23 protein-coding genes are annotated in these 26,750 nt (G+C 60.9%); 15 read left to right on the top strand and 8 right to left on the bottom strand.

All coding sequences use genetic code 11. The annotated features are described in order from the left end of the window. The first annotated feature begins 589 nt into the window (after positions 1–589). The 7 genes from ACLBYD_RS25670 to ACLBYD_RS25700 all read left to right on the top strand — a co-directional run bounded on the left by ACLBYD_RS25670 (position 590) and on the right by ACLBYD_RS25700 (position 7,166). Entirely contained in the window at positions 590–1,228 is a 639-nt protein-coding gene (locus ACLBYD_RS25670) for a hypothetical protein (RefSeq protein ID WP_447818614.1), read from the top strand. A gap of 101 nt (positions 1,229–1,329) precedes the next feature. Further along, positions 1,330–2,511, top strand: coding sequence for an LLM class flavin-dependent oxidoreductase (locus ACLBYD_RS25675; RefSeq protein ID WP_447818615.1), 1,182 nt, complete (start codon positions 1,330–1,332; stop codon positions 2,509–2,511). Further along, positions 2,508–3,257 (top strand): SDR family NAD(P)-dependent oxidoreductase, encoded by a 750-nt coding sequence (locus ACLBYD_RS25680; protein ID WP_447818616.1) that lies wholly within the window; start codon positions 2,508–2,510, stop codon positions 3,255–3,257. Before ACLBYD_RS25675 ends, ACLBYD_RS25680 begins: the two co-directional genes overlap by 4 nt. A gap of 44 nt (positions 3,258–3,301) precedes the next feature. Next, entirely contained in the window at positions 3,302–4,285 is a 984-nt protein-coding gene (locus tag ACLBYD_RS25685; RefSeq protein WP_447818617.1) for an alpha/beta hydrolase, read from the top strand. Positions 4,286–4,290: 5 nt separating this feature from the next. Then, positions 4,291–5,220 carry a TIGR03621 family F420-dependent LLM class oxidoreductase gene (locus ACLBYD_RS25690; RefSeq protein WP_447818618.1) on the top strand — a complete coding sequence of 310 codons (930 nt, stop codon included), beginning with the start codon at positions 4,291–4,293 and terminating at the stop codon, positions 5,218–5,220. 86 nt (positions 5,221–5,306) lie between these two features. Continuing rightward, entirely contained in the window at positions 5,307–6,119 is an 813-nt protein-coding gene (locus ACLBYD_RS25695; RefSeq protein ID WP_447818619.1) for an SDR family NAD(P)-dependent oxidoreductase, read from the top strand. Positions 6,120–6,173: 54 nt separating this feature from the next. After that, entirely contained in the window at positions 6,174–7,166 is a 993-nt protein-coding gene (locus ACLBYD_RS25700) for a phosphotriesterase family protein (RefSeq protein ID WP_447818620.1), read from the top strand. 889 nt (positions 7,167–8,055) lie between these two features. On the opposite strand, the gene ACLBYD_RS25705 is transcribed toward ACLBYD_RS25700, so the two are convergent. Beyond that, a complete protein-coding gene (locus ACLBYD_RS25705; RefSeq protein WP_447818621.1) occupies positions 8,056–8,847 on the bottom strand; it encodes a hypothetical protein in 792 nt (263 codons plus the stop codon). A gap of 471 nt (positions 8,848–9,318) precedes the next feature. Here ACLBYD_RS25705 and ACLBYD_RS25710 point away from each other — a divergent pair, with 471 nt between their 5' ends. Genes ACLBYD_RS25710 through ACLBYD_RS25730 form a run of 5 tightly spaced genes read left to right on the top strand, consistent with a single transcriptional unit; the run spans position 9,319 to position 13,978 of the window. Then, positions 9,319–10,191, top strand: coding sequence for a branched-chain amino acid ABC transporter permease (locus tag ACLBYD_RS25710; RefSeq protein WP_447818622.1), 873 nt, complete (start codon positions 9,319–9,321; stop codon positions 10,189–10,191). After that, a complete protein-coding gene (locus tag ACLBYD_RS25715; RefSeq protein ID WP_447818623.1) occupies positions 10,188–11,255 on the top strand; it encodes a branched-chain amino acid ABC transporter permease in 1,068 nt (355 codons plus the stop codon). The genes ACLBYD_RS25710 and ACLBYD_RS25715 overlap by 4 nt, the downstream gene beginning before the upstream one ends. Next, the gene (locus ACLBYD_RS25720) at positions 11,242–12,024 is read left to right on the top strand and encodes an ABC transporter ATP-binding protein (protein WP_447818624.1); all 783 of its coding nucleotides are present in this window, start codon (positions 11,242–11,244) and stop codon (positions 12,022–12,024) included. Before ACLBYD_RS25715 ends, ACLBYD_RS25720 begins: the two co-directional genes overlap by 14 nt. Further along, a complete protein-coding gene (locus ACLBYD_RS25725; RefSeq protein ID WP_447818625.1) occupies positions 12,017–12,733 on the top strand; it encodes an ABC transporter ATP-binding protein in 717 nt (238 codons plus the stop codon). Before ACLBYD_RS25720 ends, ACLBYD_RS25725 begins: the two co-directional genes overlap by 8 nt. Before the next feature lie 57 nt (positions 12,734–12,790). Next, positions 12,791–13,978: an ABC transporter substrate-binding protein gene (locus tag ACLBYD_RS25730; RefSeq protein WP_447818626.1), complete on the top strand. Its 1,188-nt coding sequence runs from the start codon at positions 12,791–12,793 to the stop codon at positions 13,976–13,978. Between the two features lie 132 nt (positions 13,979–14,110). Here the strand turns inward: ACLBYD_RS25730 and ACLBYD_RS25735 are convergent, their stop codons facing one another. The 6 genes from ACLBYD_RS25735 to ACLBYD_RS25760 all read right to left on the bottom strand — a co-directional run bounded on the left by ACLBYD_RS25735 (position 14,111) and on the right by ACLBYD_RS25760 (position 21,103). After that, positions 14,111–14,872 carry an SDR family NAD(P)-dependent oxidoreductase gene (locus tag ACLBYD_RS25735; protein ID WP_447818635.1) on the bottom strand — a complete coding sequence of 254 codons (762 nt, stop codon included), beginning with the start codon at positions 14,870–14,872 and terminating at the stop codon, positions 14,111–14,113. A gap of 55 nt (positions 14,873–14,927) precedes the next feature. Further along, a complete protein-coding gene (locus ACLBYD_RS25740; protein WP_447818627.1) occupies positions 14,928–16,433 on the bottom strand; it encodes a CoA-acylating methylmalonate-semialdehyde dehydrogenase in 1,506 nt (501 codons plus the stop codon). Positions 16,434–16,512: 79 nt separating this feature from the next. Continuing rightward, positions 16,513–17,565 carry a lipoyl synthase gene (lipA, locus tag ACLBYD_RS25745; RefSeq protein WP_447818628.1) on the bottom strand — a complete coding sequence of 351 codons (1,053 nt, stop codon included), beginning with the start codon at positions 17,563–17,565 and terminating at the stop codon, positions 16,513–16,515. A gap of 23 nt (positions 17,566–17,588) precedes the next feature. Further along, entirely contained in the window at positions 17,589–18,785 is a 1,197-nt protein-coding gene (locus ACLBYD_RS25750; protein WP_447818629.1) for an acetyl-CoA C-acyltransferase, read from the bottom strand. Positions 18,786–18,787: 2 nt separating this feature from the next. Continuing rightward, positions 18,788–20,023 (bottom strand): acyl-CoA dehydrogenase family protein, encoded by a 1,236-nt coding sequence (locus tag ACLBYD_RS25755; protein ID WP_447818630.1) that lies wholly within the window; start codon positions 20,021–20,023, stop codon positions 18,788–18,790. Between the two features lie 45 nt (positions 20,024–20,068). Beyond that, positions 20,069–21,103 (bottom strand): phosphotransferase family protein, encoded by a 1,035-nt coding sequence (locus ACLBYD_RS25760; protein ID WP_447818631.1) that lies wholly within the window; start codon positions 21,101–21,103, stop codon positions 20,069–20,071. Between the two features lie 360 nt (positions 21,104–21,463). On the opposite strand from ACLBYD_RS25760, the gene ACLBYD_RS25765 reads away from it, so the two are divergent. The 3 genes from ACLBYD_RS25765 to ACLBYD_RS25775 all read left to right on the top strand — a co-directional run bounded on the left by ACLBYD_RS25765 (position 21,464) and on the right by ACLBYD_RS25775 (position 25,313). Further along, positions 21,464–22,858, top strand: a complete 1,395-nt coding sequence (locus ACLBYD_RS25765; protein ID WP_447818632.1) for a DHA2 family efflux MFS transporter permease subunit — start codon at positions 21,464–21,466, stop codon at positions 22,856–22,858. Positions 22,859–23,641: 783 nt separating this feature from the next. Beyond that, the gene (locus ACLBYD_RS25770) at positions 23,642–24,547 is read left to right on the top strand and encodes a tyrosine-protein phosphatase (protein ID WP_447818636.1); all 906 of its coding nucleotides are present in this window, start codon (positions 23,642–23,644) and stop codon (positions 24,545–24,547) included. A 118-nt stretch (positions 24,548–24,665) separates the two neighbouring features. Next, positions 24,666–25,313 (top strand): TetR family transcriptional regulator, encoded by a 648-nt coding sequence (locus ACLBYD_RS25775; protein WP_447818633.1) that lies wholly within the window; start codon positions 24,666–24,668, stop codon positions 25,311–25,313. Between the two features lie 27 nt (positions 25,314–25,340). Here ACLBYD_RS25775 and lpdA read toward each other — a convergent pair whose 3' ends face one another. Next, positions 25,341–26,714 carry a dihydrolipoyl dehydrogenase gene (lpdA, locus tag ACLBYD_RS25780; RefSeq protein WP_447818637.1) on the bottom strand — a complete coding sequence of 458 codons (1,374 nt, stop codon included), beginning with the start codon at positions 26,712–26,714 and terminating at the stop codon, positions 25,341–25,343. Positions 26,715–26,750: the final 36 nt, after the last annotated feature.

The following is a 26,750-nucleotide window of genomic DNA, read 5'->3' on the forward strand; positions in this document are numbered from 1 at the left end:
GATAGGTTCGACCTTTCATTGTTTCGTCGCACGGACTCGATCAGCGCGGCGGTCAGGATTACCGTGGGTGTCACGAGTTCGCCATCGCGATGGGCAATCTGCGCCGACACGATCAAACCAGACCCCGCGAATGAACTGCGGTACGGCCGAAAGTGACCCTTCTTCGAACCACTGGACACTGCGTGACCAGTATGTCGTCCTGGCCGCGCCGACGACCGGGGACGTGCATCTGGTGGGCGTATGTAAGTGCACGCGCCGGCCGTCGAGTTTCGCAGGGCTCTGCTGACGATGAACGTCGGACCGCTGATCACTGCGCCTTGGATTTCGGGTGTCAGGTTGCTGACGCGAATGGGAAGTCTGACGTTTCTGACGGGCACGGTCCTGAACCTTCTCGCCATCGCTCATGTAGGCATCCTGCTCATCTGATAGCGCGACGCGATTGGCGCATCGCCGTGCTCCGCCCGGGTGGATGTCCAGTGTGTCCAATATGGGTAGTTACGTTCAGCGTTCTTACTTCACTAGACACACTGCCTCTTGACTAGATTCTGTGATGGGGGTTACATGACAGATGCCAATTCCTGGAGGTCGCATGTCCACACAGTTCGACACGATGCCGATTACTCACTCGACCCGGATTACTCGCCCAATGCCCACAGGGGCGTTCGCGCTGTCCGACCACTTGACGTCGCGGGCGTATCTGCCGCCTCGGAACCCTCTGCGGGAGGGCGCAGTCTGCGTCACGTCCTTCGTGTACCGATCGCGCACGGCGGGCGGGGTCGCATGGCCGGGGCTGGCAGCTGCTTCCCATGCGGTGCTCGACGCACTGCACGGCGCGTCGGCAAAGGCGTCCGACGGTCGAGTCTGCGACGATGCGGCCGTCTTCATCGTGCAGTCCGGCGCTACCGGGGCGACTGTCGACGACGTGCGGCACCTGGTGTACAGCCACGGCGCTCGATCGCTGTTCTCCTCCAGGGCCGTAGGGTTGGTTGTCTCTGGACGGGATCCTCGGGAGTCGGCCGCGGATCTGGCCGCGTTGAAAAGATCTATCCGGGAAATGGGTGCTTACGTTGTCGGAGGCGGGATGGTCCTCGACGAGAAGACGGTGGATGTGGACCTCGGTTCGACCGGCCCCCGATTCCGGGACGTGGCCCTCGCGTCGAGCTTGAGCCTCCTGGGTCGTCGCGTCGCGACACTTGCTCGTGCAGGCCGCACGCTGCGCGTCTGCTGAATACTCGTGTACTCCCGATCGGCCACGCTGCGCACACCCATTACAAGCAAACAAGCAAGCGCTCAATCAAATAGCGCACCGAACTCGAATAGGAGCGAACCATGAAGTTCTCGATGATCTTCGAGGCTCAAATCGCCGATCCGACACCGGAGAAGGAGCGACAGACCTACTTCGATTCGATCGAGCAGGCAGTCTACGCCGAAGAAATGGGATTCGACGGTATCTGGGCGGTCGAGCACCATGGCCTCGAGCACTACTCGCACATGTCGGCCCCCGAATTGTTCCTGGCTACGGTTGCGGCCAAGACCTCACGCATCCGGATCGGACACGGCGCCGTCTGCATGCCGTTCAACTTCAACTACCCGACACGCGTCGCCGAACGCGCCGCGATGCTCGACGTCCTGTCGAACGGCCGCCTGAACCTCGGCGCGGCACGGGGCGGAACACTGCAGGAAGCGGCAATGTGCAATGTCGACCCGGCAGAAACAGCCGCACAGGTCGAAGAAGCGCTGCGCATCATTTCCGCAGCCTGGCGTTCTCCGGACTTCGAATACCATGGTCCGCTGCTCGACATCCAGGCACCGAATGGCAACTCACCATTGCGTGTGCTTCCCCGTCCGATCCAGAACCCGCACCCCCCACTCTTCCTGGCCAGCACCAAACCCGACACTGTGCAGCATTCCGCCGATCTGGGGGTGGGTGCGCTCGTCTTCGGGTTCGGGGGACTGGACAGCGTCAAAATGCAGTACGAACTGTACTGGGATCGAGTCCGGAGCCGTACCGGCGAGAAGCTCGTGTCCGACGTCGTGAACGATAATTTTGTCGCGTTGTGCCCGACGATCGTGCTTGACGACGAACAACAGGCGAAGGAAATCGGTGCCCGCGGCCAGCGGTTCTTCGGCGAATCGATCGGGTATTGGCATTTGGGAGGCGCGAAGCCTCCCACAGGCGACACAGTCGACGAGGACAACATCGCGTACATGCGAGCGAAGGCGGAAGCAGAACAAGCCGCGTTCGACCGCGGCGATCGCCCACAGTACTCTGAACGTTCGCTTGCCGCAGCCAATTTCAATATCGATCATGCGTACGGGACGGTCGACACGGCGATCGCATACGTCGAGGAACTCGAGAAGATCGGCGTCGATGAAGTGCTCTGTCTCATCCAGATGGGTACGGTTCCTCAGGACGTATGCATGGCAACGATCAAAGCGTGGGGGGAACATGTCATTCCCCATTTCCGCCAGCCGGCGGCTGAACGCCGCCAGGTGACGGCATCGGTATGAGCCGACTCGAAGGCAAGGTTGCCATCATCACTGGCGGCGCTCGAGGTCAGGGAGCTGCAGAGGCACGGGCTTTCGCCGCCGAGGGGGCGACGGTGATCATCTGTGACGTAAATGCGGACTCAGGTCGTGCCACTGCACGAGAGATCGGCCCTGACATCCGATTCGAACAGCTGGACGTGTCCTGCGCGGACTCGTGGGCTCGGGTCATCGAGGGCGTCGCACAGGACGTGGGACGTCTCGACGTACTGGTGAACAATGCCGCACGCTACCGGACGAGGACGCTCCTCGAAGAGGACGGCGATGCCTTCGATGCAATCGTCGGTGTCAATCTGAAAGGTGCATTCCTCGGCATTCGGGCAGCAGCGCCGTTGATGATTTCTTCCGGCGGCGGCTCGATTATCAATGTCTCGTCGACTGCCGGAGTCACAGGCCATGCCGAACACGGTATATACGGCATGTCGAAGTGGGGTGTTCGTGGGTTGACACGCGTTGCCGCGGCGGAGCTGTCGCCGTCAAACATTCGGGTCAATTGTCTGGTCCCCGGAGCCGTGACCGGGCAGATGTTGGGAGCCAATATCCCTCTCGACCAGCAGAGAAATGCAGAACTCTGGCTGGGGACACCGCTCCGCAGGCCCGGCGAACCCGAAGAAGTTGCCGCGGCCGCTGTTTTTCTCGCTTCGGACGACTCGTCGTACATGACCGGCGCCGACCTGGTGCTGGACGGCGGTGCCACGGCAGCCCGGTGATCATGCATCACAGCACGGATGAAAACACTACTCGAGGAGAACAGGTGGACATCGAGTTCGCCGACGTACTGGCGCAGTTTCCGGCTCTTCAGTTCGAAGATCCGCACGCTCAGCGCGCCGCGATGCGTTCCGCTGCAGCGCAATCGGGGTCTTCCAGGCTGCCCGCAGACGTGACGGTGCACCGAGTGCGCACGGTCCGAAGTCCCGATGGGTATGACATTCCCGTCATTGTGTACACATCCGTCGGAATGGCGGATGATGCCGCGACGTTGCTGTGGATGCACGGCGGGGGATACGTGATCGGCTCGGCGGAAGAGGATGACGCTCTGTGTGCGCGTCTTGCTTCGGACTTGGGCATTGCTGTTGTCTCCGTTGACTACAGACTGGCACCGGAGTACCCCTTCCCCACAGGCTTCGACGACTGCTGCGCGGTGGCATACGCTCTTGCGGATGCCGGTATGCGAGAAGATGCGTTCGGTTATCGCGGTGGAGACACGGTGCTGATCGGCGGCGCGAGTGCGGGCGCCGGCCTGGCGGCGGCAGTCGCGCTTCGTCTTCGCGACGAGGGACTCGGCGTACTGGATGGGCAAATTCTCCTTTATCCTTTCATCGACTCGACCCTCAGCACACACTCGATGGTGAAGCTTGCGGATTCACATGTCTTCAACGCCCACGATGCCGAAGTATGCTGGGAGCACTATCTCGGTGATCGCAGACATTCGCCGACTGCATATGCATCACCTTGCGCGGCCGAAGATTTGACCGGACTTCCGCCGGCGTACGTCGCGGCTGCGGGATTGGACTGCCTGCACGACGAAGCTATCGAGTACGCGTTCGCGTTGATGAGAGCAGGAGTGGACGTGGAACTCCATTCGTTCCCCGGAGTACCGCACGGTTTCACCGCTTTGGTTCCGGGAGCGAGCGCCAGTCGGCGTGCGATCGCCGACATGTTCGAGGCGGTTCGAAGGATGGCCCAAGCCGGGGCTCCGCGAGCACACGACACCCTTGAAACGATCAGAGAAGGATGACCAGCATGGCAGAGAACCGCACTGCGAAACCATTCATGTTCGGAGTCGTTGTACGGAAAGCGGACTCGGGAGCGGCGTGGGCCGAGCGTGCTCGACTGGTGGAGCAGAGCGGTTTCACCAATTTGTTGATGCCGGACCACTTCGTCGGGCCACGATTCGCTCCGATTGCAGCGCTTTCGGCTGCGGCGGCCGCCACCTCCACGCTCAGGATCGGTACTCTCGTATTCTCGAACGACTACCGGCATCCCGTAGTACTCGGCAAAGAGCTGGCGACTCTCGACGTACTTTCGGACGGGCGAGTCGACGTCGGGCTGGGTACCGGCTGGATGCGTGACGAATACGACCGGGTCGGGATGAGTTTCGATCCGCCGAAAGTCAGGTTCGATCGGTTTGTCGAAGCCCTCGATGTACTCCGCGGAGTGTGGGGTGAGGGAGCTTTCTCCTACGACGGTGAGTACTACCAGATCAACGAGCTTGTGCAAGAACCGAAACCGATTCAGAAGCCGTTCCCGAAGTTCCTCTTTCCCGGAGGTGGCCCGAAGATGCTACGCCTTGCCGGAAAGTATGCGGACTATGTCAACCTCACCCTCCGTGTGAAGGCCGACGGCACTGCAGTGGACGCGAGCGACGGCGGCCTCGAGTCGTTCCTCGGGAAGATCGAGACCATTCGCGCGTCCGCCGGTGAGCGATTCGCAGATATCGGCATCGGGACGAGCATCCAGCAGGTCGGAGTGCCCCAGGACAAAGAAGACTGGAGCGCTGTCAACCTGTCCCAGCAGAACGACACGCCACAAGTTCTCTTGGGGGACGTCTCGGAAATGGTCGACAAGCTTCGATACTGGCGAGACACGCACGGCCTCAACTACTTCGTCCTGCACAACGACAAGGACCTCGAAACCTTCATCCCGGTTGTCGAGAAACTGGCCGGTTCGTAACCGATAGGACGGTCACGACATTCCGACCGGGTGGTGCGGGCGGACGGATCGAATGCTCACATTGGCATCCAGATGGAAGGAGATCCATGAGCGATTGGAACGGCAAAGTCGTCATTATGACAGGAGCGGCGCAGGGCGTCGGGCGGGCAGTTGCGCTTCGTCTTGCCCAGCGCGGCGCCGCGGTGGTGGTCAACGATATCCAGGAAGAAAAGCTGATCGAGGTTGCAGACGAGATCACGGCCGCCGGAGGTACTGCCCACGCCGTTGTTGCGGACGTCGGAGTGGAGACTCAGGTCGAGCACCTCATCACCAGTGCTGACGAGAAGTTCAGCCGAATCGATGTTCTCGTCAACAACGCGGTCGCTTATGGAGGAGTCGAGCAAGCGGACATCAATATCGAGTCCACGCCCCAGGACACCTGGGAGCGGACGTTCGCGGTGAACTTCTACGGTGCGGTGTGGGGAACACGCTGTGCCGTTCCCATTATGCAGCGGTCGGGAGGCGGCGTGATCGTCAACGTCGGGTCCACCTCCGGGTTCAGCGGCGACACAGTTCATGTGGCTTACGCTGCGTCGATGGCCGCGAAGTATTCGCTCACGCGCTCGGTTGCCACGTCTCACGGCAAGCGCGGGATTCGAGTCAACGCGGTGGCGACCGGTCTGATCCTGAGCCCCACAGCCAAAGGCAATCTGTCATCCGACAAGCTGGCTGCTTATGATGCGAACCTTCTTGTCGACGATTTCGCCGACCCCGACGATCTTGCTTCCGTGATCGAATTTCTGTCGGGACCCGACTCGAAGTACATCACTGGGCAGACGATCATCGTCGACGGTGGATTTCAGGCGCACCAGCCGTGGCATGCCCAGAACCATATTGTTCACCCTCAGGCGCCGATCTGATCGCGGAATGCGAGTCAGGTTGATCAGCACCCGTGTGATCTATCAGAGGAGTCAATGTTGACCGCTCATCCGACCGTCCCCACTGCGAAGGGTGACGTCACTGTCGACAAACTCGGCAAAACGTTGATGCACGAGCACATTTTCGTCACCAGCCCGGAAGTGCAGCAGAACTGGCCGGACTATCCGGAACGGTGGGATGAAGAGGCTCAGATCGCCGAAGCCGTGCAGCGGCTGGCAGCATTGGAAGCCGAAGGTTTCGACACGCTGGTCGATCTGACGGTGCTCGGACTCGGACGATACGTTCCCCGGGTTGTAAAGGTCGCAGAGAAGTCGAACATCAACATTCTCGTTGCGACCGGGGCATATGTCCTGAGCGAGCTCCCAGTGTACTTCCACTACCGTGGGCCGGGGACCCCCGCCGGCGGTCCGGATCGCATGGCCGAATTCTTCGTCCGTGACATCTGCGAAGGAATCAGCGGTACCGGGGTACGAGCCGCGATGATCAAGTGCGTGACCGACGAGGCCGGACTGACGAAGGATGTCGACCGAGTTCTCCGGTCCGTGTCCCACGCGCATCGCGAAACAGGTGCCCCCATCACGACTCATACTCACTCGGGTCTGCGACGTGGATTGGATCAACAAAAAGTCTTCAAAGAGGAAGGTGTCGACCTGACGCGAGTAGTGATCGGGCATTCGGGAGACACGGACGACTACCAGTACCTCGAGGAACTGGTAGGTGAGGGTTCCTACCTCGGCATGGACCGGTTCGGGCTCGAGACGGTGGCATTCGACAAGCGGGTCGAGATCGTCGCCGAGATGTGCCGTCGGGGCCATGCAGACCGCATGGTTCTGTCGCATGACACCTCCTGCTTCTCGGACATGTCGGATCCGGTTCGCAGGCGGACCATGAACCCGCGGTGGCGATGGACGCACATCCCGCAGGACGTCGTGCCCGCACTCCTCGAGCGTGGCGTGTCGCAGGAAGAAATCGATACGATGCTCATCCACAACCCGCGCCGAATTTTCTCGGTCCAGGGTGGTTACTGAATTCTTCAACGGGGAGAACAGCTTCGTTCTTTGACGGCCGCGTTCTCGATGTTCAGATTGGCGTCCGGCCATCGACACCGTCGGTTTCCAGCCTGCGCTACAGGGTGTGGCGCAGGCTGGGGCTTTCCTCGGACCGAGTTCCACGGCAGGACGGGTGTGGATGTTATGGACGTCCGCGTGGCTATCGTTGGACCCACCATCCCCGCTGTGTGTTCGACGAGACGACCGCCTTTTCGGTGATTGATTTCGAGGTACACAAGCAGCGACCGTCGCTGTAGGCAGGCGCTCGCCACTGACAGGGACGCGGCGGTACGGACGTACCGTCCGGATGTCTCGGGTCGAATGTGTCCTTCGACTCCGGGAACCCTCGGCCGGGACCGCGGACATCGCTGCGTTCGCAATCGACCGTGGACCTCTGCACAGGTCTCTACAATCGGGTCCTGCAGTGAATCGCCCGCGCCTCGTCCCCGCCAGCAACCGGCGGTCCCGTGTCGGATGCTCCAAGCGGATTTGTCGGTGACGGTCCGGCGTTCGCATCGTCGGCCAGTTCCGAACGGCGTGGCCAGTCTGTGATCCGACGCCGGTGTCGTCGACCAGCAGTGGGACCATGTCTCATCAACGAAGCTGCGGTTGGCTCCCTTCGGACAGAAACAGGATCGGAACGTCGGTCAGTGCACCGTTGGTCTCGAGGTTTTCGTTGCGCAGCGCCGGCAACCGCCTTCACACGCTCGGCGGCATCCGTGGACAGCGATCAGCACACATGAGCGGTGGCACACGCGACCAGGGGAGTTTCGACCGCTGATCCATCGCCTGTCGTTACCGCGACTCTGCGGTCAGAACGTGCGCGGAATGCGCAGTAAGACCTTGACCAACGAACTCCGTGAGAAACTCACGAATCGAACCGACTTGGTGTTCGTGGACCGCTGAGCATCGGTCCCGGATATCCCGCCAGGTACAGGTCTCGGGTGGGGGCAATGAGGAATTCGGCGGCGAGTCGATCCCAGTCGAGCAGACGTTCATCGGGCGGTACTTCGGAGTCGAGTCCGAGTGCGGCGTCGCGCGCCCGCAGCACGGAAACATGGCCGTCCAGATCGGTTGCCCACAGACTGACCGCCTTCGACCTTGTGAAGGCCACCTCGTAGAGGCCGACGAGTTCATGTCCGTGATCCGCCAGGACTGGAACACGGTGCTCTTGTACCGCGGCAAGATAGTCGAGTGCCGAACCGTATTTGACCTCAGCAATTTCGAGTAACGCATAGCTTCCCTGAGTCAGTCGGGAGGCGAGTTCTTCCGTGCTGGGACTTCCGGGCGCAGCGACCAAAGGAAGGGTTGTGGCCTGGAAACGGACGTTGTCGATCGATGAGAGGAACATCGAGTCGGGGACCCCGTCGTAGAGGGCCATCATTTCCCGCCATCCTCCGTTCCACCCGCCCCGGCATTCGTAGAGCGAGAAAGCGCGGAACTGGTCGTGCCCAGTGACGCCGACTGCGTACCAGGCGCCGATCAGGTCGATGCCGTGACCGTCGCCCGATCGGCCGGATTGCAACCTCGAGGAAGTATTTTCGTCGATACCTGGAGCTGTTTTTTCCGATTCGTGAAACGACCGGGTAATCCATCGAAGGAAGCGTTGAGGGCTTTGGCTGTTCATGGGCCGGAAGTCAGTGATGTCCAGGTTGAACACCGAGCGGTGCACCGTATGTACCTTTCCCTAGTCTTCGGGCAACGGTGTGTCGATCCCGATGTCGCGACGTGAAGCGTCTGGGGGAAGAACGCGTAAGTACTTGAGCAAATGCTAGGTCAGTGACCCGCGACTCGCAACACTCTTCCAACATAACCAACCAAGCGCTAGTCTAATTGTGACGAACGGCGCTAAGCGGATTGGGCGCTCGAGTGAGACCGAGGCGATCTACTCGGCGGATCTGCCGGTGTATCCGGTCCTTCATGGTGGTCGCAAGTGCGGCGAGCCGATCATGTGACGTGTTGAACCGATCCGTCTGCAGAGTTGCCGACGCAGGGCAGGGACTGAAAGGACTGGAACGATGTCTCGGATCGAAGAAGAGCTGATGGAGTCCATAGCCCGAGGGGTGCAACCGGTCGGTGCGGGTAGGCGCGGATCGAGGTGCATTCATTATCTGCCCCTCTGGAGAGTGCGATGACGACCTTCATCGCGCTGTCAGTGAGCGCGCTTGCATACGGCGCCGTGCTCTGCCTGGCAGCGCTCGGATTCCTCGTACTCTACAAAGCGTCAGGCGTAGTGAACTTCGCACACGGCGATCTGATTACGCTCGGTGGCTACATCGCCTTGTGGTTCATTGTCGATTTCGGCACGGCTCCGCTGCTCGGCTATCTCTGCGCCGTCGTGGTGATGTGCTGCATAGGTGTTGTTCTCGAACGAATTGCCTACGCGCCGTTGCGCAAACGGCCGCATCTTACAGTTCTGATCGCTACCCTGGCGGCAGCACTTGTTATCCGAGCAGGGGTCTCGTTGTGGCAGGGAAGCACTCCTCAACGGTTGCCGTCGCCGGTCGACGCTCGCGTGGTCAACCTGTTCGGTGCGCCCATCGCCGCCCAGCGATTGCTCATCATCATTGTCGCCATCGCGTGCATCATCGGTATTGCGTTGATCTTCAACCGCACCAGCTTCGGCCGGCAACTGCGCGCTTTGGCAAGTGATCGCACGGCCGCAGAGTTGTACGGGGTCGACGCAACGAAGATCGGGGTCGCAGCATGGGGGCTGTCCGCGGGGTTGGCGGCGCTTGCAGGCATCCTCGTAGCGCCACTCGCGACTCTCGATCTGAACTTCGGTTTCACCATCATGATCGCGGCGTTCGCCGCGTCGGTGATCGGTGGCTTCGGCAACTTGTGGGGAGCCTGTCTTGGCGCGGTCCTTGTCGGGGCTCTTCAGTATCTGGTCGGAGGTTACGTACTCCAGGACTACGCAGTTGTACTGCCGTATGTAGTCATGCTGGGACTTCTTGCACTTCGACCCCAAGGCATGCTCGGACGGGCGGAGGCAAGAGTATGACCGGGACAGCAGTAGACATCCGTGAGGTCACCCCGAAACGAAGCCCACGGCAGGGGTATGAAAGAGCGCACTACCTCGTACTCGGAGTCGTTGCGATCGGTGTCCTCGCAGCATCCCAGGCACTCACCTCCAACAGTGCCCTGAATCTGCTCAACTTGTGGATCGCGTATTCCATTGCAGCGCTCGGCTTTTATTGGATTTTCTGTTGTGCAGGACGATTTGCGTTCTGCCAGACATTCATGATGGCACTCGGTGGTTACACTACAGCGTTCCTCGCGGCGAAGGACTGGCCGTTCTGGAGTTGTGTGGTGGGAGCCATCGCGGTCACCGCCGCAGCAGGGTTCGTCGTAGGGGCACTGCTGTGGCGCGCTGAGCATCTGTACTTCGCACTCGGCACATTAGGAGTGACCGAGATCGGCCTAGTGGTGTTCGGCCGCACCAGTGCATTCACTGGTATCAACGGCAACATCACAGGTGTACGGTATCCAAAAGTGTTCGGCGTCCAACTGCGCACCGACAGTGAGGTGTTCTGGCTTTTCGCCGCTGCACTCGCCGTGATTCTTCTCCTGACGATCTGGGCGACCCGCTCGCCTCTTCGACGTGACTTCGCAGCGATACGGCACTTTCCGCCGGTCGCCAGAACTCTCGGAGTACCCGTTGAACGTCTGAGAATCACTGCCATGATCGTCGGATCCGGACTCGGCGGTCTATCAGGTTCGTTGGTCACTCACTGGCAGGGTTTCATCGGCGTCGACTCATTCGGCCTCGAACTGAGCATCGGCCTGTTCCTGATGGTGATACTCGGCGGTGTCACAAGTCACTGGGGTGCGCTGATCGGAGCGGCGTTCTATGTCTGCGTACCCGAGCTCCTGTCTGGAATCCAGCAATATATGTCGATCGTTTACGGCCTGCTTTTGTTGGTGCTGATTCTGGTCTTTCCGACGGGTATTACCGGACTCAGTGTGCGTCTGGGGCGGAGGCAGAAGCACTCGGCAACACGACGACGTCCAACGGGAGCGGAACAGTTGCCACACAATGACGGAGGCGATCGTGGAAGTTCCTGACAACGAACCATTGCTCACAGTAGAAGGGCTCAGCGTTGCATTCGGTGGTGTACACGCGGTTGACGGCGCATCATTTACCGTCTATCGCGGGGAAGCGCTCGGACTGGTCGGTCCCAATGGCAGTGGGAAGACGACGCTGCTCAATGCACTGACCGGAGTAGTCCCTGCATCAGGATCAGTGGAAGTGGGAAGCAACAAGTTGGTCCTGGGCAAGCCGGCCTCCGTTGTTTCCTGCGGAGTTGCTCGTGTCTATCAAGCGCCACAACTCGTGCCGGATCTCGACTGTCTGCAGAACGTTGCGCTCGGCGCACGTGATCGGAACGCGCAGGGACTCACATCCGCCTGGCTTCGGCGACGCAGCATGCGGCGTGGTGAGGACCACCGATTTGACAGTGCGTTCGAGCAGTTGGTGCGAGTGGGGATGGAGCATCGAGCACGCGTGCAAGCCCACAGTCTCACCTACGGAGAACAACGCCTGGTGGAACTCGCACGCGCACTTGTCGCTTCTCCGGAAATTTTACTGTTGGACGAACCGAGTGCCGGATTGAACGATGCGGAGACGTCTTCTCTGGGTGAGCTGCTGACATCTGTCCGTGATGAGGGCGTCACGATGATCATCGTCGATCACAAGATCGACTTTGTCGATGCGCTGTGTGACCGCGTGATGGTGCTGGAGCTGGGACGACGGATCGCGCTCGGACAATCGGACACCGTGTGGCGGGATCCTCGTGTCGTCGACGCCTACCTCGGGGTGGGTAAAGATGCTTGAGATCGATGGACTGTGTGTGAGTTACGGATCGACGGAAGCGCTTCGGGATGTGAGATTGTCTGTGCAGGAGGGGGAAGTGGTCTGTTTCCTCGGTCCGAATGGTGCGGGTAAAACGTCTTTTCTGAATGCGATATCCGGTACGGCTGCGTACGAAGGCACGGTGCGGTTCGATGGTGACGATCTCAGGGGTTCGGGCATCGCGCGCATCGCCAGATCGGGACTGATCCACGTTCCCGAGGGGAGGCGCGTGTTCCCGAATCTCTCGGTCCATGAGAACCTCCAAATGGGTGAGGTCGCTCGAGCAGATCGGGCTGCTGTGTTCGGCTACGACGACGTCTACGATCTGTTTCCGGCTTTGACGCGACTCAGAGATCGCATGGGATTCGCTCTTTCCGGTGGCGAACAACAAATGGTGGCGATCGGACGGGCACTGATCGCATCGCCGCGGCTGTTGATGTTGGACGAGCCGTCGCTTGGGCTCGCGCCTTCAGTGACCCAAGTAGTTTATGCAGCTCTCCGCGAAATCAAAAGTACAACCGCAATGCTGCTGGTGGAACAGAGCACGACTGATGCACTTTCCCTTGCAGACCGTGGCTGCGTCCTTGCCGCTGGCAGGCCGGTGCTCGAAGGAACCGCAGCCGAATTGTCCGATCGATCATTGATTGTGGCCAGCTATCTCGGGCAGCGCGATGCACTGTCCGACAGTTGACTGTCATCCGCACCCGGCGCCATAGGGCCGCGGTTCGTCGAGAGTTGAGGAGAATGAATGTATCGGTCAGTGAACAGACATCGGAATCGCCGATATACGTTGATCGCGACGGTGATCGGCTCCGCCTTGGCGGCATCCGCGTGCAGTGCCGAGGCTTCTTCGAACGAGGCAGACGGCCGTGCGCACATTGTCGGGCTGATCGAGGTCAAAGGTGATTCACCCAACGCACTCGACGATTACAACGTGGGTGCCCAGATCGCTGTGGACGAGATCAACGCAGTCGGTGGCATTTTGGGGGAACCCCTCGAGTACACGCGGATACCGGCGTCCGTCACGGATCCGCAGAACGCCCGGACTGCGTTCCTCAAGGCAGTTGACCTGAATCCGAGCGCGATCATCGGATTTCCAGGCGGTGGATCCCTTGAAGCATTGACGAGAGACGTGGACGCCGCCGAGATCCCCATGATCCATATCAGCAGTGATGGGAAGCTCGCTCGAGGTGCAGAAGCCGGCAGCGAATGGTTGTTCTCGGTGAATCCGGACGATACTGCGCGCGCCAGAGGTGCTGTGGAACTCAGCAAGCAACTTGGAGCCGACACCATCGGAATCATTGCTACCGACGAGACATTCGGACGCACGTCTACGGAAAATACACTGGCGGTAGCAGAAACGTCAGGTATCGCCGTGGAAGGCGTACGCTATGTGCCGCCCACAGCGACCGATCTCACCGGACCTATCCTCGAGTTCCAGAACGTCGACGCCGTCGTATCGTGGACATTCCCGAATGTCCTTGCACTTCAGATGAATCAGATGCTCCAGAATCAGATCGATGTTCCTGTTGTTACAGGGAACTCGGGACCACTGGTTTCTGCCAACGACCTTGCTCCCCGGGAGGCACTCGAGAATCTGTACGCCGTCACTCCGTGTGCTCCGAAGCTCGGCGAGAGCGTTGCGGGACACAACTTCGCAGCAACGTACGAGGAGAAGCAGGGGACCGAGCCGACAGCCTCGGCGACGCAGGTATACGACGCCGTGCACTTCCTCGCGCAAGCGATGGAAGAAGCTGGAACCACAACCGACCACGAGAAGATCGTCGAAGCCATGAGGACGATCGAATGGCAGGACGGCGCGTGTGCCTCTCGTTACTACTCGGATGAAGCCCAGTATCTCGGGCATCAGATGATCGCCGAATCGTTTGCAGGAGAGGGTTCGATTGTCGCAGAGTATGCCGTGCCCGACGCCTGATCGATGTTCGTGTTGAGGCAGCGAACCTGACAGGTCAGCCAAAGCCGGTACCGGCCTACTACAGCGATCCTCACCATTGTGGTGCGGGATGCTGCAGTAGGCCGGTTCGTGCTCGGACTCCGCCGTAGCGGCTCAGCGGGGCGCCATCCGGATGGCCCCGTCGAGTCGAATTGTCTCACCGTTGAGCATCGGGTTCTCGACGATGTGTGTGGCAAGAGCAGCGTACTCGGACACCCTTCCCAGCCGCGAGGGATGAGGTACCTGTTGCCCCAAGGACTGCTGCGCCTCCTGCGGAAGGCCGGCAAGCATGGGTGTTTCGAAGATCCCGGGTGCGATGGTCGCCACACGGATGAGGTGGCGAGCGAGTTCGCGAGCAATCGGAAGTGTCATAGCTGCCACACCGCCCTTGGACGCTGCGTAAGCCGGCTGTCCGATCTGGCCGTCGAAGGCAGCGACGGAAGCGGTGTTGATGATGACGCCTCGTTCGCCGTCGACCGGGTCGGTGTGTGCGATCTGCTCAGCTGCCAGACGGATGACGTTGAAGGTGCCCAGAAGATTCACTCGGACGACGCGTTCGAAGTCAGCCAATGGTAGCGCGCCGGTTCGACCCAGGACTTTACCCGGAGTGCCGATACCTGCGCAGTTGACGGCAATCCGGAGGTCGCCGAGCGTGCTCGCGAACTTCACGGCTTCCGCCACTTCACCGTCCGAAGTGACATCGGCGGCGACGAAGTGTGCATTGTCGCCCAGCGCCTGTGCGGCGGCGGCTCCATCGGAGGAGGGCAGGTCGATGATGACGATCTTCGCGCCGTGGTCATGTAGTGCTTGCGCGGTTGCTTTACCGAGTCCTGAGGCACCGCCACTGATGACGGCGACGCTGTTCTCTATACGCACGTTGTCGGTACTTCCTTGTTCGAGAACGGGGTTGGAGATGAGAGATGATGCCCGCTCAGTCCATCGTAGGGATGACGAAGTGATCACTGGCGTGTTCTTTGGTGCCCGAGGGCCAGCGTTGGGTGACGGTCTTGGTCTTGGTGTAGAAGCGGAACGAATCCGGGCCGTGCTGGTTCAGGTCCCCGAAGCCGGAACGTTTCCAGCCGCCGAAGGTGTGATAGGCGATCGGCACCGGAATCGGCACGTTCACTCCGACCATGCCGACCTCGACACGGTGGGTGAAGTCGCGGGCGGTATCACCGTCACGAGTGAAGATCGCCACGCCGTTGCCGTAGTCGTGTTCGGTGGGCAGCGCCAGCGCTTGTTCGTAGTCGGCGGCGCGGGCGATCAGCAACACCGGACCGAAGATCTCCTCGCGGTAGATCCGCATATCGGTGGTGACCTTGTCGAACAGGCTCGCACCGGCGAAGAAACCGTTCTCGTGCCCGTCGAGGACGAAGCCGCGGCCGTCGACGAGCAGTTCGGCGCCCTCGTCGACGCCGATCCCGATGTAGTCGTTGACCCGGTCGAGGGCGTCGCGGCTGACCAGCGGACCGAAGTCGGCCTTCTCGTCGTCGGAGCGGCCGATCCGCAGCGCGCCGATGCGGTCGACGAGCTTGGCGACCAGTGCGTCGGCGGTGTCCTGCCCGACCGGCACGGCCACCGAGATGGCCATGCACCGCTGGCCGGCGGAACCGTAGCCGGCGCCGATGAGGGCGTCGGCGACCTGGTCGAGGTCGGCGTCGGGCATGATGATGGCGTGGTTCTTCGCACCACCGAAGCACTGGGCGCGCTTGCCGTTCTTCGCGGCGGTTTCGTATATGTACTGGGCAATGGGGGTGGAGCCGACGAAGCCGACGGCCTTGATGCGCTCGTCGGTCAGCAGCACGTCGACGACCTGTTTGTCGCCGTTGACGACGTTGAACACCCCGTTGGGCAGGCCGGCCTCGGTGAACAATTCCGCCAGGCGCAGCGGAACCGAGGGGTCGCGTTCGGAGGGTTTGAGGATGAAGGCGTTGCCGGCGGCCAGGGCGGGGCCGGCCTTCCACAGCGGGATCATCGCGGGGAAGTTGAAGGGGGTGATGCCGGCGACGACGCCGAGGGGTTGGCGCATCGAGTACACGTCGATGCCGGTGCCGGCGGAGACGGTGTATTCGCCCTTGAGCAGATGTGGTGCGCCGATTGCGAATTCGATGACTTCGAGGCCGCGTTGGATATCGCCCTTGGCGTCGGGGATGGTCTTGCCGTGTTCGCTCGATAGCAGTCGGGCGAGCGAGTCCATCTCCTCGTGCACCAACTGCAGAAACTTCTGCAGTACGCGGGCACGTTTTTGTGGGTTGAACGCCGCCCACCGGCGCTGAGCGTCGACAGCATCGGCGATGATGGCCTCGGTTTCGGGCTTGTCGGCGAGCGGTACCCGGGCCTGGACTTCGCCGGTGTTCGGGTCGTAGACGTCGCCGAACCTGCCGGAGGTGCCGGGGACACGCTTGCCACCGACGAAGTGATACAGGTTGTCAACCAAGGGAGTTGTTCCTTCTGATAATGGAATGTACTGAATGAGCCAGTTCTGGTGCGTCCTGACAAGCCGGGCGCGGTGGTTGTCATCGTGTTCGGGTCAGCACTGACGTTGCTTCCTGCATGGAGGGACCGGCGGGTGCGACCGCGAGGTGCGTTAGGTGCGATGGCAATGGCATTGCCCGGTGAGCCATAGCTTGGACGAAAAGTTTGCCTGCGCGATAGGAGGAGCGGACCAACGGGCCGGCCATGACAGCGGCGAAGCCCATGGCCAGTGCTGCCTCGGAATGCGCGATGAACTCTTCGGGTTTGACCCAGCGTTCAACGGGGTGGTGTCGGGTGGATGGGCGTAGGTACTGAGTGATGGTGAGAATGTCGCATCCCGCATCGAGCAGCTCGCGCATCGTCGCGGTGACTTCGTCCGGACGTTCTCCCATGCCGAGGATCAGGTTGGATTTGGTGATGAGGCCATGATTGCGCGCTGCGTCGATGACACCGAGTGATCGGTCGTAGCGAAAACCCGGTCGGATTCGCTTGAAGATCCTGGGTACGGTCTCTACGTTGTGGGCAAGTACCTCCGGATGGGAGTCGAACACGGCCTCGAGGAGTTCCGGTCGACCGTTGAAGTCCGGGGCGAGGTTCTCGACGCCTGTGCCGGGGTTGTACTCGTGGATCTTCCGTACGGTTTCTGCGTAGAGCCAAGCGCCGCCGTCGGAGAGATCGTCCCGAGCGACACCGGTGATGGTGGCGTAGCGCAAGCCCATTGTGCGGACCGATTCGGCTACGCGGCGGGGTTCGTCGCGATCGAGGGCAGCGGGTTTTCCGGTGTCGATCTGGCAGAAGTCGCAGCGGCGGGTGCATTGGTCGCCGCCGATGAGGAATGTGGCTTCGCGGTCCTCCCAACATTCGTAGATGTTGGGGCAGCCGGCTTCCTGGCACACCGTGTGGAGTCCTCGATCGTTGACGAGGTTCGTCAGATCTTCGAATGCGGGTCCGGTCTTTGCGCGTGTCTTGATCCACGTGGGTTTGGACTCAATTGGTGTCTGCGCGTTACGGACCTCGAGCCGTAACAGCTTTCGACCTGCCGGATCCGCCGAGGGGTTCCTGTCGTTGGTGCCGGAGTTGCATGGTGGTGCCATGGCCAGGACCTTTCGGGTTGAGCCTAAGTACGTGGTGCCGGGGGAGCGTGGAGGATTACGGCGTTGCCTTGCCCGCCACCACCGCACAATGCAGCTGCGCCGACACAGTCGCCACGGTCGTGAAGTTGATGTGCCAACGTCAGTGCAAGTCGTGCTCCCGACATCCCCACTGGATGACCGAGTGCGATTGCTCCGCCGTGAATATTCAGTCGATCCGGGTCGAGTGAGAGGTCGTTCATGGCTGCGATGGCGACGCCGGCGAACGCTTCATTGATTTCGACCAGGTTCAGGTCCTTGGCCGTGAGGTCACCGTCTCGTTCGAGTGCGGCGGCGATTGCTGCAGCTGGTTGATGGAGAAGTGACGTGTCGGGACCCGCTACGAAGGCATGGCTCCTGATCTCTGCCAACCAGGGTAAGCCGAACGCTTCGCAGAGATCTTTTCGCATGATCACGAGTGCGCATGCCCCATCGGATAATTGTGAGGAGTTTCCCGCGGTGATGACCCCGTCGCTGGCAAAAGCAGGCCGGAGCCGGCCGAGACTGTCGGCGGTCGTCCCTGGGCGAATGCCTTCGTCTGTGTCGACGATTGTGGTACCGGCGCGGCCGGTCAATGCGATTGCGGAAATCTCGCGGGTGAGGGTGCCATCGTGTGTTGCGGCGTCGGCCCGGCGGTGCGAGGTGGAGCTGAAGACGTCGAGATCAGCTCGCGAAATGTCCTCTGCTGATAAGTAGGCCTCTGTTGCTGCGCCCATTGCGACCCCGTCGAATGCGCAGATGAGGGCGTCGCGGTCTAGCGCGTCGACCAGTGTTCCCGACCCGTAGCGGATGCCATTGCGTGCTTCCCGGACCAAATGGGGCGCGTTGGTCATCGACTCCATGCCGCCAGCAACAACTATGGTCGCTTCGCCGGCGGAGATCATCCGGTCGGCGATCCGAACTGCCTCCAAACCTGACAGGCACAGGTTGTTGATCGTGATTGCAGGCGTGGACAGTGGAATTCCGGCTGCGGCGGCCGCTTGTCGCGCCGGATTCGGTCCGACTCCGGCCTGCACTACATTGCCCATGACCACATGGTCCACTTGATCCGGTTGCACGCCTGCCCTGTTCAGGGCAGCGGTGATTGCGTGGGAACCCAGTGCGACAGCGGACAGGGATCGGAGGGACCCGGACAGTTTTCCGATAGGCGTGCGGGCGCCGTCCACAATGACGTTGGAAGTCATTTTTATCCCCTTGCGTGGCGTTCGGCGGGCTGTCGCTTGCGAAGCTCTTTGGTCGCTACGACCATGCGGTGGACTTCGTCGGCACCGTCGATGAAGCGCATCGTGCGGGCCTGGGCCCACAGCATGGCGAGCGGGTGGTCCTGGGTCATGCCCCCAGCGCCGTGGACTTGGATCGCCTTGTCGACGACCCACTCGACAGTGTCCGGAGCTGCGACCTTGATGGCTGAGATCTCTGTGCGCGCAGCCCGCGCTCCGACTGTGTCGATCAACCATGCAGCCCGGAGCACATATAGCCGCAGCTGGTCGATTCGGACCCGAGATTGGGCAATCCAATGCTGGATGATTCCCTGGTCGGCCAGGTGCTTCTCGAATGCAGTCCGCTCATTTGCGCGCGTGCACATCAGGTCGAAGGCGCGCTCGGCCATGCCGATCATGCGCATGCAGTGATGGATGCGTCCGGGGCCGAGGCGGGCCTGTGCAAGGGCCTGTCCACGGCCACGTTCTCCCAACAGGTTTTTCTTGGGGACCCGGACGTTGTCGAATCGGATTTCGGCGTGACCGCCGTGGGCGCCGTGGGTGAAGCCGAAGATCTGGAGTCCGCGTTCGATGGTGACACCAGGAGTGTTTCTCGGGACGAGTACCAGACTGTGCCGTCCGCGGGCGTCGGTGTGGGGGTCGGAGACGCCCATGACGATCAGTACCCGGCAGTCGCTGCTCAGTGCACCGGTCGACCACCATTTGCGTCCATTGACGACCCAATGGTCACCGTCATCGGTGATCGTTGTACTCAAATTGGATGGATCCGAGGAGGATACGTTCGGTTCGGTCATGCAATACGCGGAGCGTATCTGTCCGGCGAGCAGCGGTTCGAGCCACTCGTGCTTCTGTTCGGGCGTTCCGAACATCGCCAGCAACTCCATGTTGCCCGTGTCCGGGGGGTTGCAGTTCAACGCTTCGGGCGCCACCTCGGGACTCCAACCGGTGATCTCGGCCAAAGGTGCGTACTGCAGATTGGTCAGTCCGGCTCCGTGCTCGTCATCGGGCAAAAACAGATTCCACAGACCCTCCGCGCGGGCCTTCTGCTTCAGAGTGGTCATGATGGCAGGTCGTTCCCACTGCAAGGAGCCGGTTCCGGGACGGTCATGGAAGTGGTGCTCGACTGGATAGATTTCGTTCTCCATGAACGCGAGCAACTTCGATCGCAGTTCTTCCGTCCGCGCGTCCGGGGTGAAGTCCACGTGGATCTCCTTGTTCGTTGGGTGCTGCAACTCGGGTGGGGCGTTCTACGCCGTCAAAGCGGCGAGTCCACGTTCGGTCAGCGGAGCGACCATCGCCCCGATGTTGTCGAAACCGTCGCCGACGGTCTCGCCGTTGAGGAAGCGAGTGTGGATTCCTTCCAAGATGACGGCCATCTTGAAGAACGCGAAGGCGTTGTACCAGACTTGATTGCTCAAATCGGTTCCGGTAGTTGACGAATACCGCTGCGCGAGGGCCGAGAAGGACGGATATCCGGCGTGGGAGGTGGGAGTTCCTGCGATAGGGTTGTCGATTCCCTTCCAGCCTTCCCAAAAGAGGTGGACCAGACCGAGGTCGGTCAGTGGATCACCGAGAGTCGACATTTCCCAGTCCAGGATGGCGGCGATCGACGGATGTGGTTCCAACTGCACGATCATGTTGTCGAATCGGAAGTCGCCATGGATGACTGAGGGCTTCGCGGTGGCAGGAACCGAACCGGCGAGTGCAGCGGAGAGACGGTCCAGCTCTGGGAGTTCACGGGATCGTGAGGAGCTCAATTGCTTGGTCCAACGTCGCACCTGTCGTTCGAGGAACCCTTCAGGTCGTCCGAAGGACGAGAGTCCGACCGCTTCGACGTCCTGTGTGTGTAGTGAGGCGAGTGAGTCGATGTACTGGTGTGATAGTGCTTCGCGCTGGGAGAGTGGGACCGATTCGAAGTCGGCATCGGTTCTCAGCACCGTGCCGTCGACCTTGTCCATGAGGTAGTACGAGCCGCCCGCGTGCGGGGCGTCGGACGACGAGTAGACGATGCGAGGCACCGGAATGCCGCTGTTTGCGAGAGCGGATTGCACAGCAACTTCTCGGCCCATGTCATGGGCGGTCTCCAAGAGCTCACCTGCGGGCGGTCGCCGTAACACCCATGATCGATTGGGACTGGACACCTCGAAGGTCAGATTCGAGCGCCCACCGGCCAGTAGTCGCACCGTGACGTCTTCGTCTGCGCCGAGTTCACCGACTTGTTGCAACCGTGCGCGGACTTCGGCGACGTCGAATGCTGAGGTCGGCAAGGTGGTGTCGCTCATGCTGGTCGTGTCCTTGATCGTTGAAAGGCCGTGATTCAGCCGTACTTGCGTGTCGCTGCATACGGGCGGGAGACGTGATGTCGTTCGCGTCGTTCGGAAGCTCACGTTATACGAATCACACGATTGAATCAATCGATCGGTTATAGTTGCGCGGTCGGACCCATGCGCTCCGCTCTGCCAGGACGGGTGAGGTAGGACGATCGCGGACGGGAGCGCCGAGTAGCTCACGTTGGCAACGAGAGCCAAATATTTTGAATCTTCGTTCTTCGGGAGGCTTCTTACATGACGGTGGGTCGGACGTCGGAAACTGCCCCGGATCAGATAGAGACAGGGGACGGCGGGACGTCCATGCCCTCACACATGAGCCTCGTGATCGGGTTGCTACTCATCTCGTCCTTTGTGGTCATTCTCAACGAGACAATCATGAGCGTGGCCATCCCCGAGTTGATGGTTGAACTGGCTATCACCGCAACAGCGGCCCAATGGCTGACCACGGGTTTTCTCCTCACCATGACCGTGGTCATACCGATGACCGGAGTTATTCTGCAAAGGTTCACCACTCGAGCGGTCTTCACGACGGCGATGTCGGCCTTCACGCTGGGTACGTTGCTGGCGGCGGTGGCTCCTGGGTTCCCGCTGATTTTGGCGGGCCGAATGGTGCAGGCTTGCGGCACGGCGCTGGTGTTTCCCCTACTGGTCACTACCGTGCTGACCGCGGTGCCGGCAGCGCGTCGGGGTCGGGCCATGGGGTTGATCGCGATCGTGATCGCTGTTGCGCCGGCGGTGGGGCCGACCTTCGCCGGGCTCGTCCTTACTGTTCTGCCCTGGAGAGGGCTGTTTCTGTCGGTCCTACCGATTGCGGTATCGAGTCTGATTCTCGGATTGCTCTTCGTGAAGAACATCGGACAAACGAACTCAGTCCGATTCGACGGACTGTCGATCATCTTGTCCGCATTTTCGTTCGGCGGTTTGATCTACGGGTTGAGCAGCCTCGGTGAAGGAGGGCACGCAGTTATTACTCCTGCAGCGCCCCTCGTGGTAGGGGGAGGGTGCATGGTGGCGTTCGTCATCAGACAGCGGGCGCTGCAGCGACGGAATGCTGCGCTCTTGGACATGCGACCGTTCGGTCAGCGGTCATTCGCCGCCGGTGCCGCTGTGTTGGTGATCTGTATGGGAGTGCTGTTCGGCAATCTGATCCTGCTACCCATCTACCTTCAGAACATCCGGGGTCTGACCGTCCTTCAGGCGGGACTGATCCTGCTGCCCGGAGGGCTCGTCATGGGGCTCGTCGCGCCTTTGGTGGGCCGCTTGTTCGACCGGTTCGGTCCACGACCGCTCGCGCTTCCTGGCACCGCTCTCGTTGCAGTGTCGCTCGGATTGATGTCGTTGTACGACGAAACGGTCAGTGCAGGTGTGGTGGTGTCGGTCCATATCGCATTGAGCATCGGTGTTGGTCTCGTTCTCACTCCCACGATGACCTCGGCACTCGGATGCCTCGAACCGTCGCTGTATTCACACGGCAGCGCCATCGTCAACACCCTTCAGCAGTTCGCGGGGGCGGCAGGTACGGCGCTGTTCGTGACAGTGATGTCTTCGGTTGCTGCCGAGAGGGCTTCGGAAACGGGGGGAGCGGCCGCAGACCTGGCGGGCATTCGGACTGCCTTCGTATGCGGGTCATGCATCGCTCTGGCTGCAGTCGTTGCTGCCTGCTTCCTCGCCAAGCCGGCCCAGCCCGGACCGGCCCCACTGCATTAGCGAGAGCATTCGCTGAGGCGGCGCTCGCTCACTCGGCTTGCTCATTCGAATGCCACGTACTGACCCGGGTTCGTGCGGTCACGTCAGTGAGAGATGGTGAGCGACATTCTTACCCGATTCCTCAGAGCCGGACCATGCCGTCGAGGCGAAATTATCCCCTCGGTGGGTTCGGTGACGATCTCAGTAGAGTTGCCGAGGCGAAAGCACGCCGGTACATCGAAGCCCAGATCGCGCCGGTTGTCGATCAACGTCAGGCTGCTCGTCGATACGGCTCAAACAAGCGGATCGGCGCGGCGGGGTCGGGGAAGATGTCAACGACATCGGTGCATCGGCGGATATCCTGCTTGCCCAGGTCAGGAGCCACGTTCCCCGGTCGTTCTTACTCGAGAACGCCGGTCACTGGGCGTGTTGTGCACGAACGGCACCACGTCTGGCAGGTTACAGATGCACGAGCGTTCTCATCTACCGCCCGAAGTGAGGGGTGCTCCAGGCCCCCGGTGTTCTCGGCGCCACCGCTCTCATCAGGACTCACGAGGACGGTAGGTCGCCAGTCGTACGCCCGACCAGTTCTCAAGCGAGAGGTCTCAGAAGAATACTGATCAAACCGGGGCCGGCCTCCCGGAAAGTGATACCGGCATTCACGATGTCGAGGTAGTGGGCGTTGTAGAACCTCCCTGTCCCCAAAATCGATCAGTTGACGCAATCACATGATCGATATACTGTGCCGACAGTCACACTCACGAATTCGGATGCGAGGCTTCACTCTTGCGTATCAATCATGGAATGTTTGCTTGCTGCGCCGCCGCGGCACTTCTTCTCTCAGCTTGCAGCGAAGGAGCGGAACCAAGCGGAATTGCCCCGACGTCGGCGACTTCACCCGGCACCTCCTCAGCTACCGAATCGTCGAAGGCGCTCTCCCGCAGTCCGGCTCCGCGACTTACGTCTGTCGACAATTTCAGGGATCTTGCCGGCGCCGAAACGTACAGAACTATGGACGGGGCTTCGATCCGTCCCTCTGTCATCTATCGATCCAATGCACTGACTGCAGACGACGAGGATGTGAGGACCTTGAATACCCTTGGTATTGCCAAGGTCGTCGACCTGCGTACGAGCGGTGAGATCGAAGCAAAGCCAGACCGTGTACCTGAAGGGGCGCAGTACGTCCGGCACAACTTGTTCAGCGACGAGGCTGACAATGTCACCGCCGGGGGCGGCTTGGACATTTCCTCAGCAGAGAGCGTGGACCGGTTGATGGTCGACGCATACCAGAAGCTTGTGAACACCGACTCGGTTCGTACCGAGGTGGGTGCGGCAATTCGGGACATTGCGCAGACAGAGGGTCCGGTGATCTTCCATTGCACCTCCGGTAAAGACAGAGCGGGCTGGATTGCCGCGACCATCCTGACCATCGCGGGAGTGCATCGGGAGACCGTGATGCGAGACTACATGCTGACAAACGAGTACTCGAAAGCGACGATTGGCACCAAAGCAACTGCGGCGAGCGAGTCCTCCGGCCCCGAGGCCGGAGCTGCGATGCGCGCGCTGTACAGTGTGTCACCGGAGTACTTGGAAGCAGCATTCGAAGAGGTCGACGCGGTGTTCGGCTCGTTCGACAACTACGTGAAGTCGGGTCTGGGCTTGGACGATCACGACGTTGCGGTCTTGCGATCGAAAATCGTCGAGGCGTAGGAGTGCAGATGGGGGCACCACGAGCGTTGCCGCCGGCCGCCCTCAGAGTGCACCCCCTCGGGCCAGCTGTGGACGTCCGATTGAAACACTCGATTGATGCGGTGGATACCATCGGCAGATGACTACCAAGAAGAAGCGTCCGAAGGCCCGGGACGGCGAAGCAACTCGCCGGGCTCTTATCGACTCGGCTGCGGCGCTGTTCGCAGCAGAGGGAATCGATGCAGTGTCCGTTCGCGCGATCAATGCTGCCGCGGGCTATGGACCCGCAGCGGCGCACTACCATTTCGGGTCCAAGGACGCGATCCTTCGCGCCGTGCTTCTCGACTACGGCTCTGCTGCCCTGGCCAGGATCCATGCTCTTGCCTCGGAACTGAAGGAAAGCGCGGAGGTGCCGTCTGCCGAGGAGATCGTGCGCGTGCTCGCGTTGCCCTATCAGCAGTTTCTCGAAGAGGATTACGTGCGAGCCGAACAATGGCTCGCCATTTGTGGCCAGTTGAGCCTGGCGAATGACGAGCGGTTGTTTTCCCCGATGGAGGACGATGACACGGCGGTACTTATCGGGCAGCTCTTGGAGAGGGCATTTCCGGACGTCGACAGGGAAGAGCGGGATCAGAATTTCTCGCTGGCTGCAAATACTCTGATCGCGATGGCTGCTACCTGGGTGGGTGCCGCCGGTTCGAAGAGGACGTCGGCCCAAAGCCTCGACTCGTTGGCAACTTTCGTTGCTGGTGGCTTGTCGTCTCTGATGGAACGCCGGCGCGCCTGACAGATTTCGGGTGCGCCGGCGTTCGTGTCAGCCGTGAGCGTGAAGGGGTTTACCGGCGAGGCTGAGCGCGGCTTCGCCGAGGGACTCGTTCTGGGTCGGATGGGCATGGATGACGGAGGTGAGTTCATTGGGGTGGACACCCAACGCGACTGCAAGGGTTGCTTCTCCGATTTGTTCGCTCATTCGGGCGCCGATCATGTGAATACCGACAATCGGTCCTTCGGGTTCGCGGACGATCTTGACGCTGCCCGACGTTCCGAGGATGAGACTCTTGCCGTTGCCTGCAAGGTTGTATTCAACGGATTCGACGTCTCCGAATGCTTCCTGGGCCTGGCGCTCGGTAAGACCGACTGATGCGATCTCAGGGTCACTGTAGGTGACCCGGGGCAGGTTCATGTCGACGACAGGACGTGGCTGCAGGCCGGCAATTTCTTCGGCGACGAAGATGCCGTGTGCGAACCCTCGGTGAGCAAGTTGAGGGCCACGTACGAGGTCGCCGACTGCATAGACGGACGAAATGTTGCTGTGGAGCCGCTCGTCGGTTACCACCCATCCTCGATCGAGAGCTACTCCGACCTCGTCGAGGCCCAGGCGGTCAGAGGCGGGTTCGCGTCCCACAGCAACAAGAACCACGTCTGCGTCGAATGCCGTTCCTGAGTCCAGGGTGACACTTGCCCCAGTGTCGGATTGAGACACCTCGACCACTTTCGCGTTCGTCGTGAACTTGATCTTGCGTTTACGGAACGCTCGTTCCAGCTTTTTCGACACCGACGGATCTTCCTGCGGAACGAGGCTTCCGAGAGATTCGATAATTGTGACCTCGGATCCGAGAGAGTGCCACAGGCTCGCGAACTCGACACCGATGACGGATCCGCCGATGATGACCGCGCGCTCTGGGATGGTCGGCATATCCAGGGCGCTGTCACTGGTCATCACACGACCGCCGATATCGACACCAGGGATTGTGCGTGGCCGTGAGCCCGTGGCGAGGACGAGGTTCGACCCGGTGTACTCCTCATCGCCTACGCGGACGGTGTGGGTGCCTACGACGGTACCGGCACCGCGGATCACCGTGATGTTGGGAGACGTCTCGATAAGGCTGCTCAGCCCGCGATGCAGTCGGTCTACCACCCCATTTTTGAAGGCGTGAACGTGGTCGAATGAGATGGTGTTGAGCGTGACGTCGAGGCCGTAGTTTCCGCCCGTTCTCAGTGCGTCGGCTACCTCAGCGACATGAAGTAGCGCTTTCGTCGGTATGCATCCGCGATGCAAACAGGTGCCGCCCAGTTCGTCTCGTTCGACGAGGGCGACAGTGAGTCCGAGTTGCGCAGCGCGTAGAGCACAGGCATATCCGCCACTGCCGGCGCCGAGAATCACGACGTCATACGTGCTACTCGTCATTGCAGCAAGGTTCCTTCCGAGGAGGCGGCGGTGCCG

The sequence above is a fragment of the Rhodococcus sp. C26F genome, from assembly GCF_053345925.1.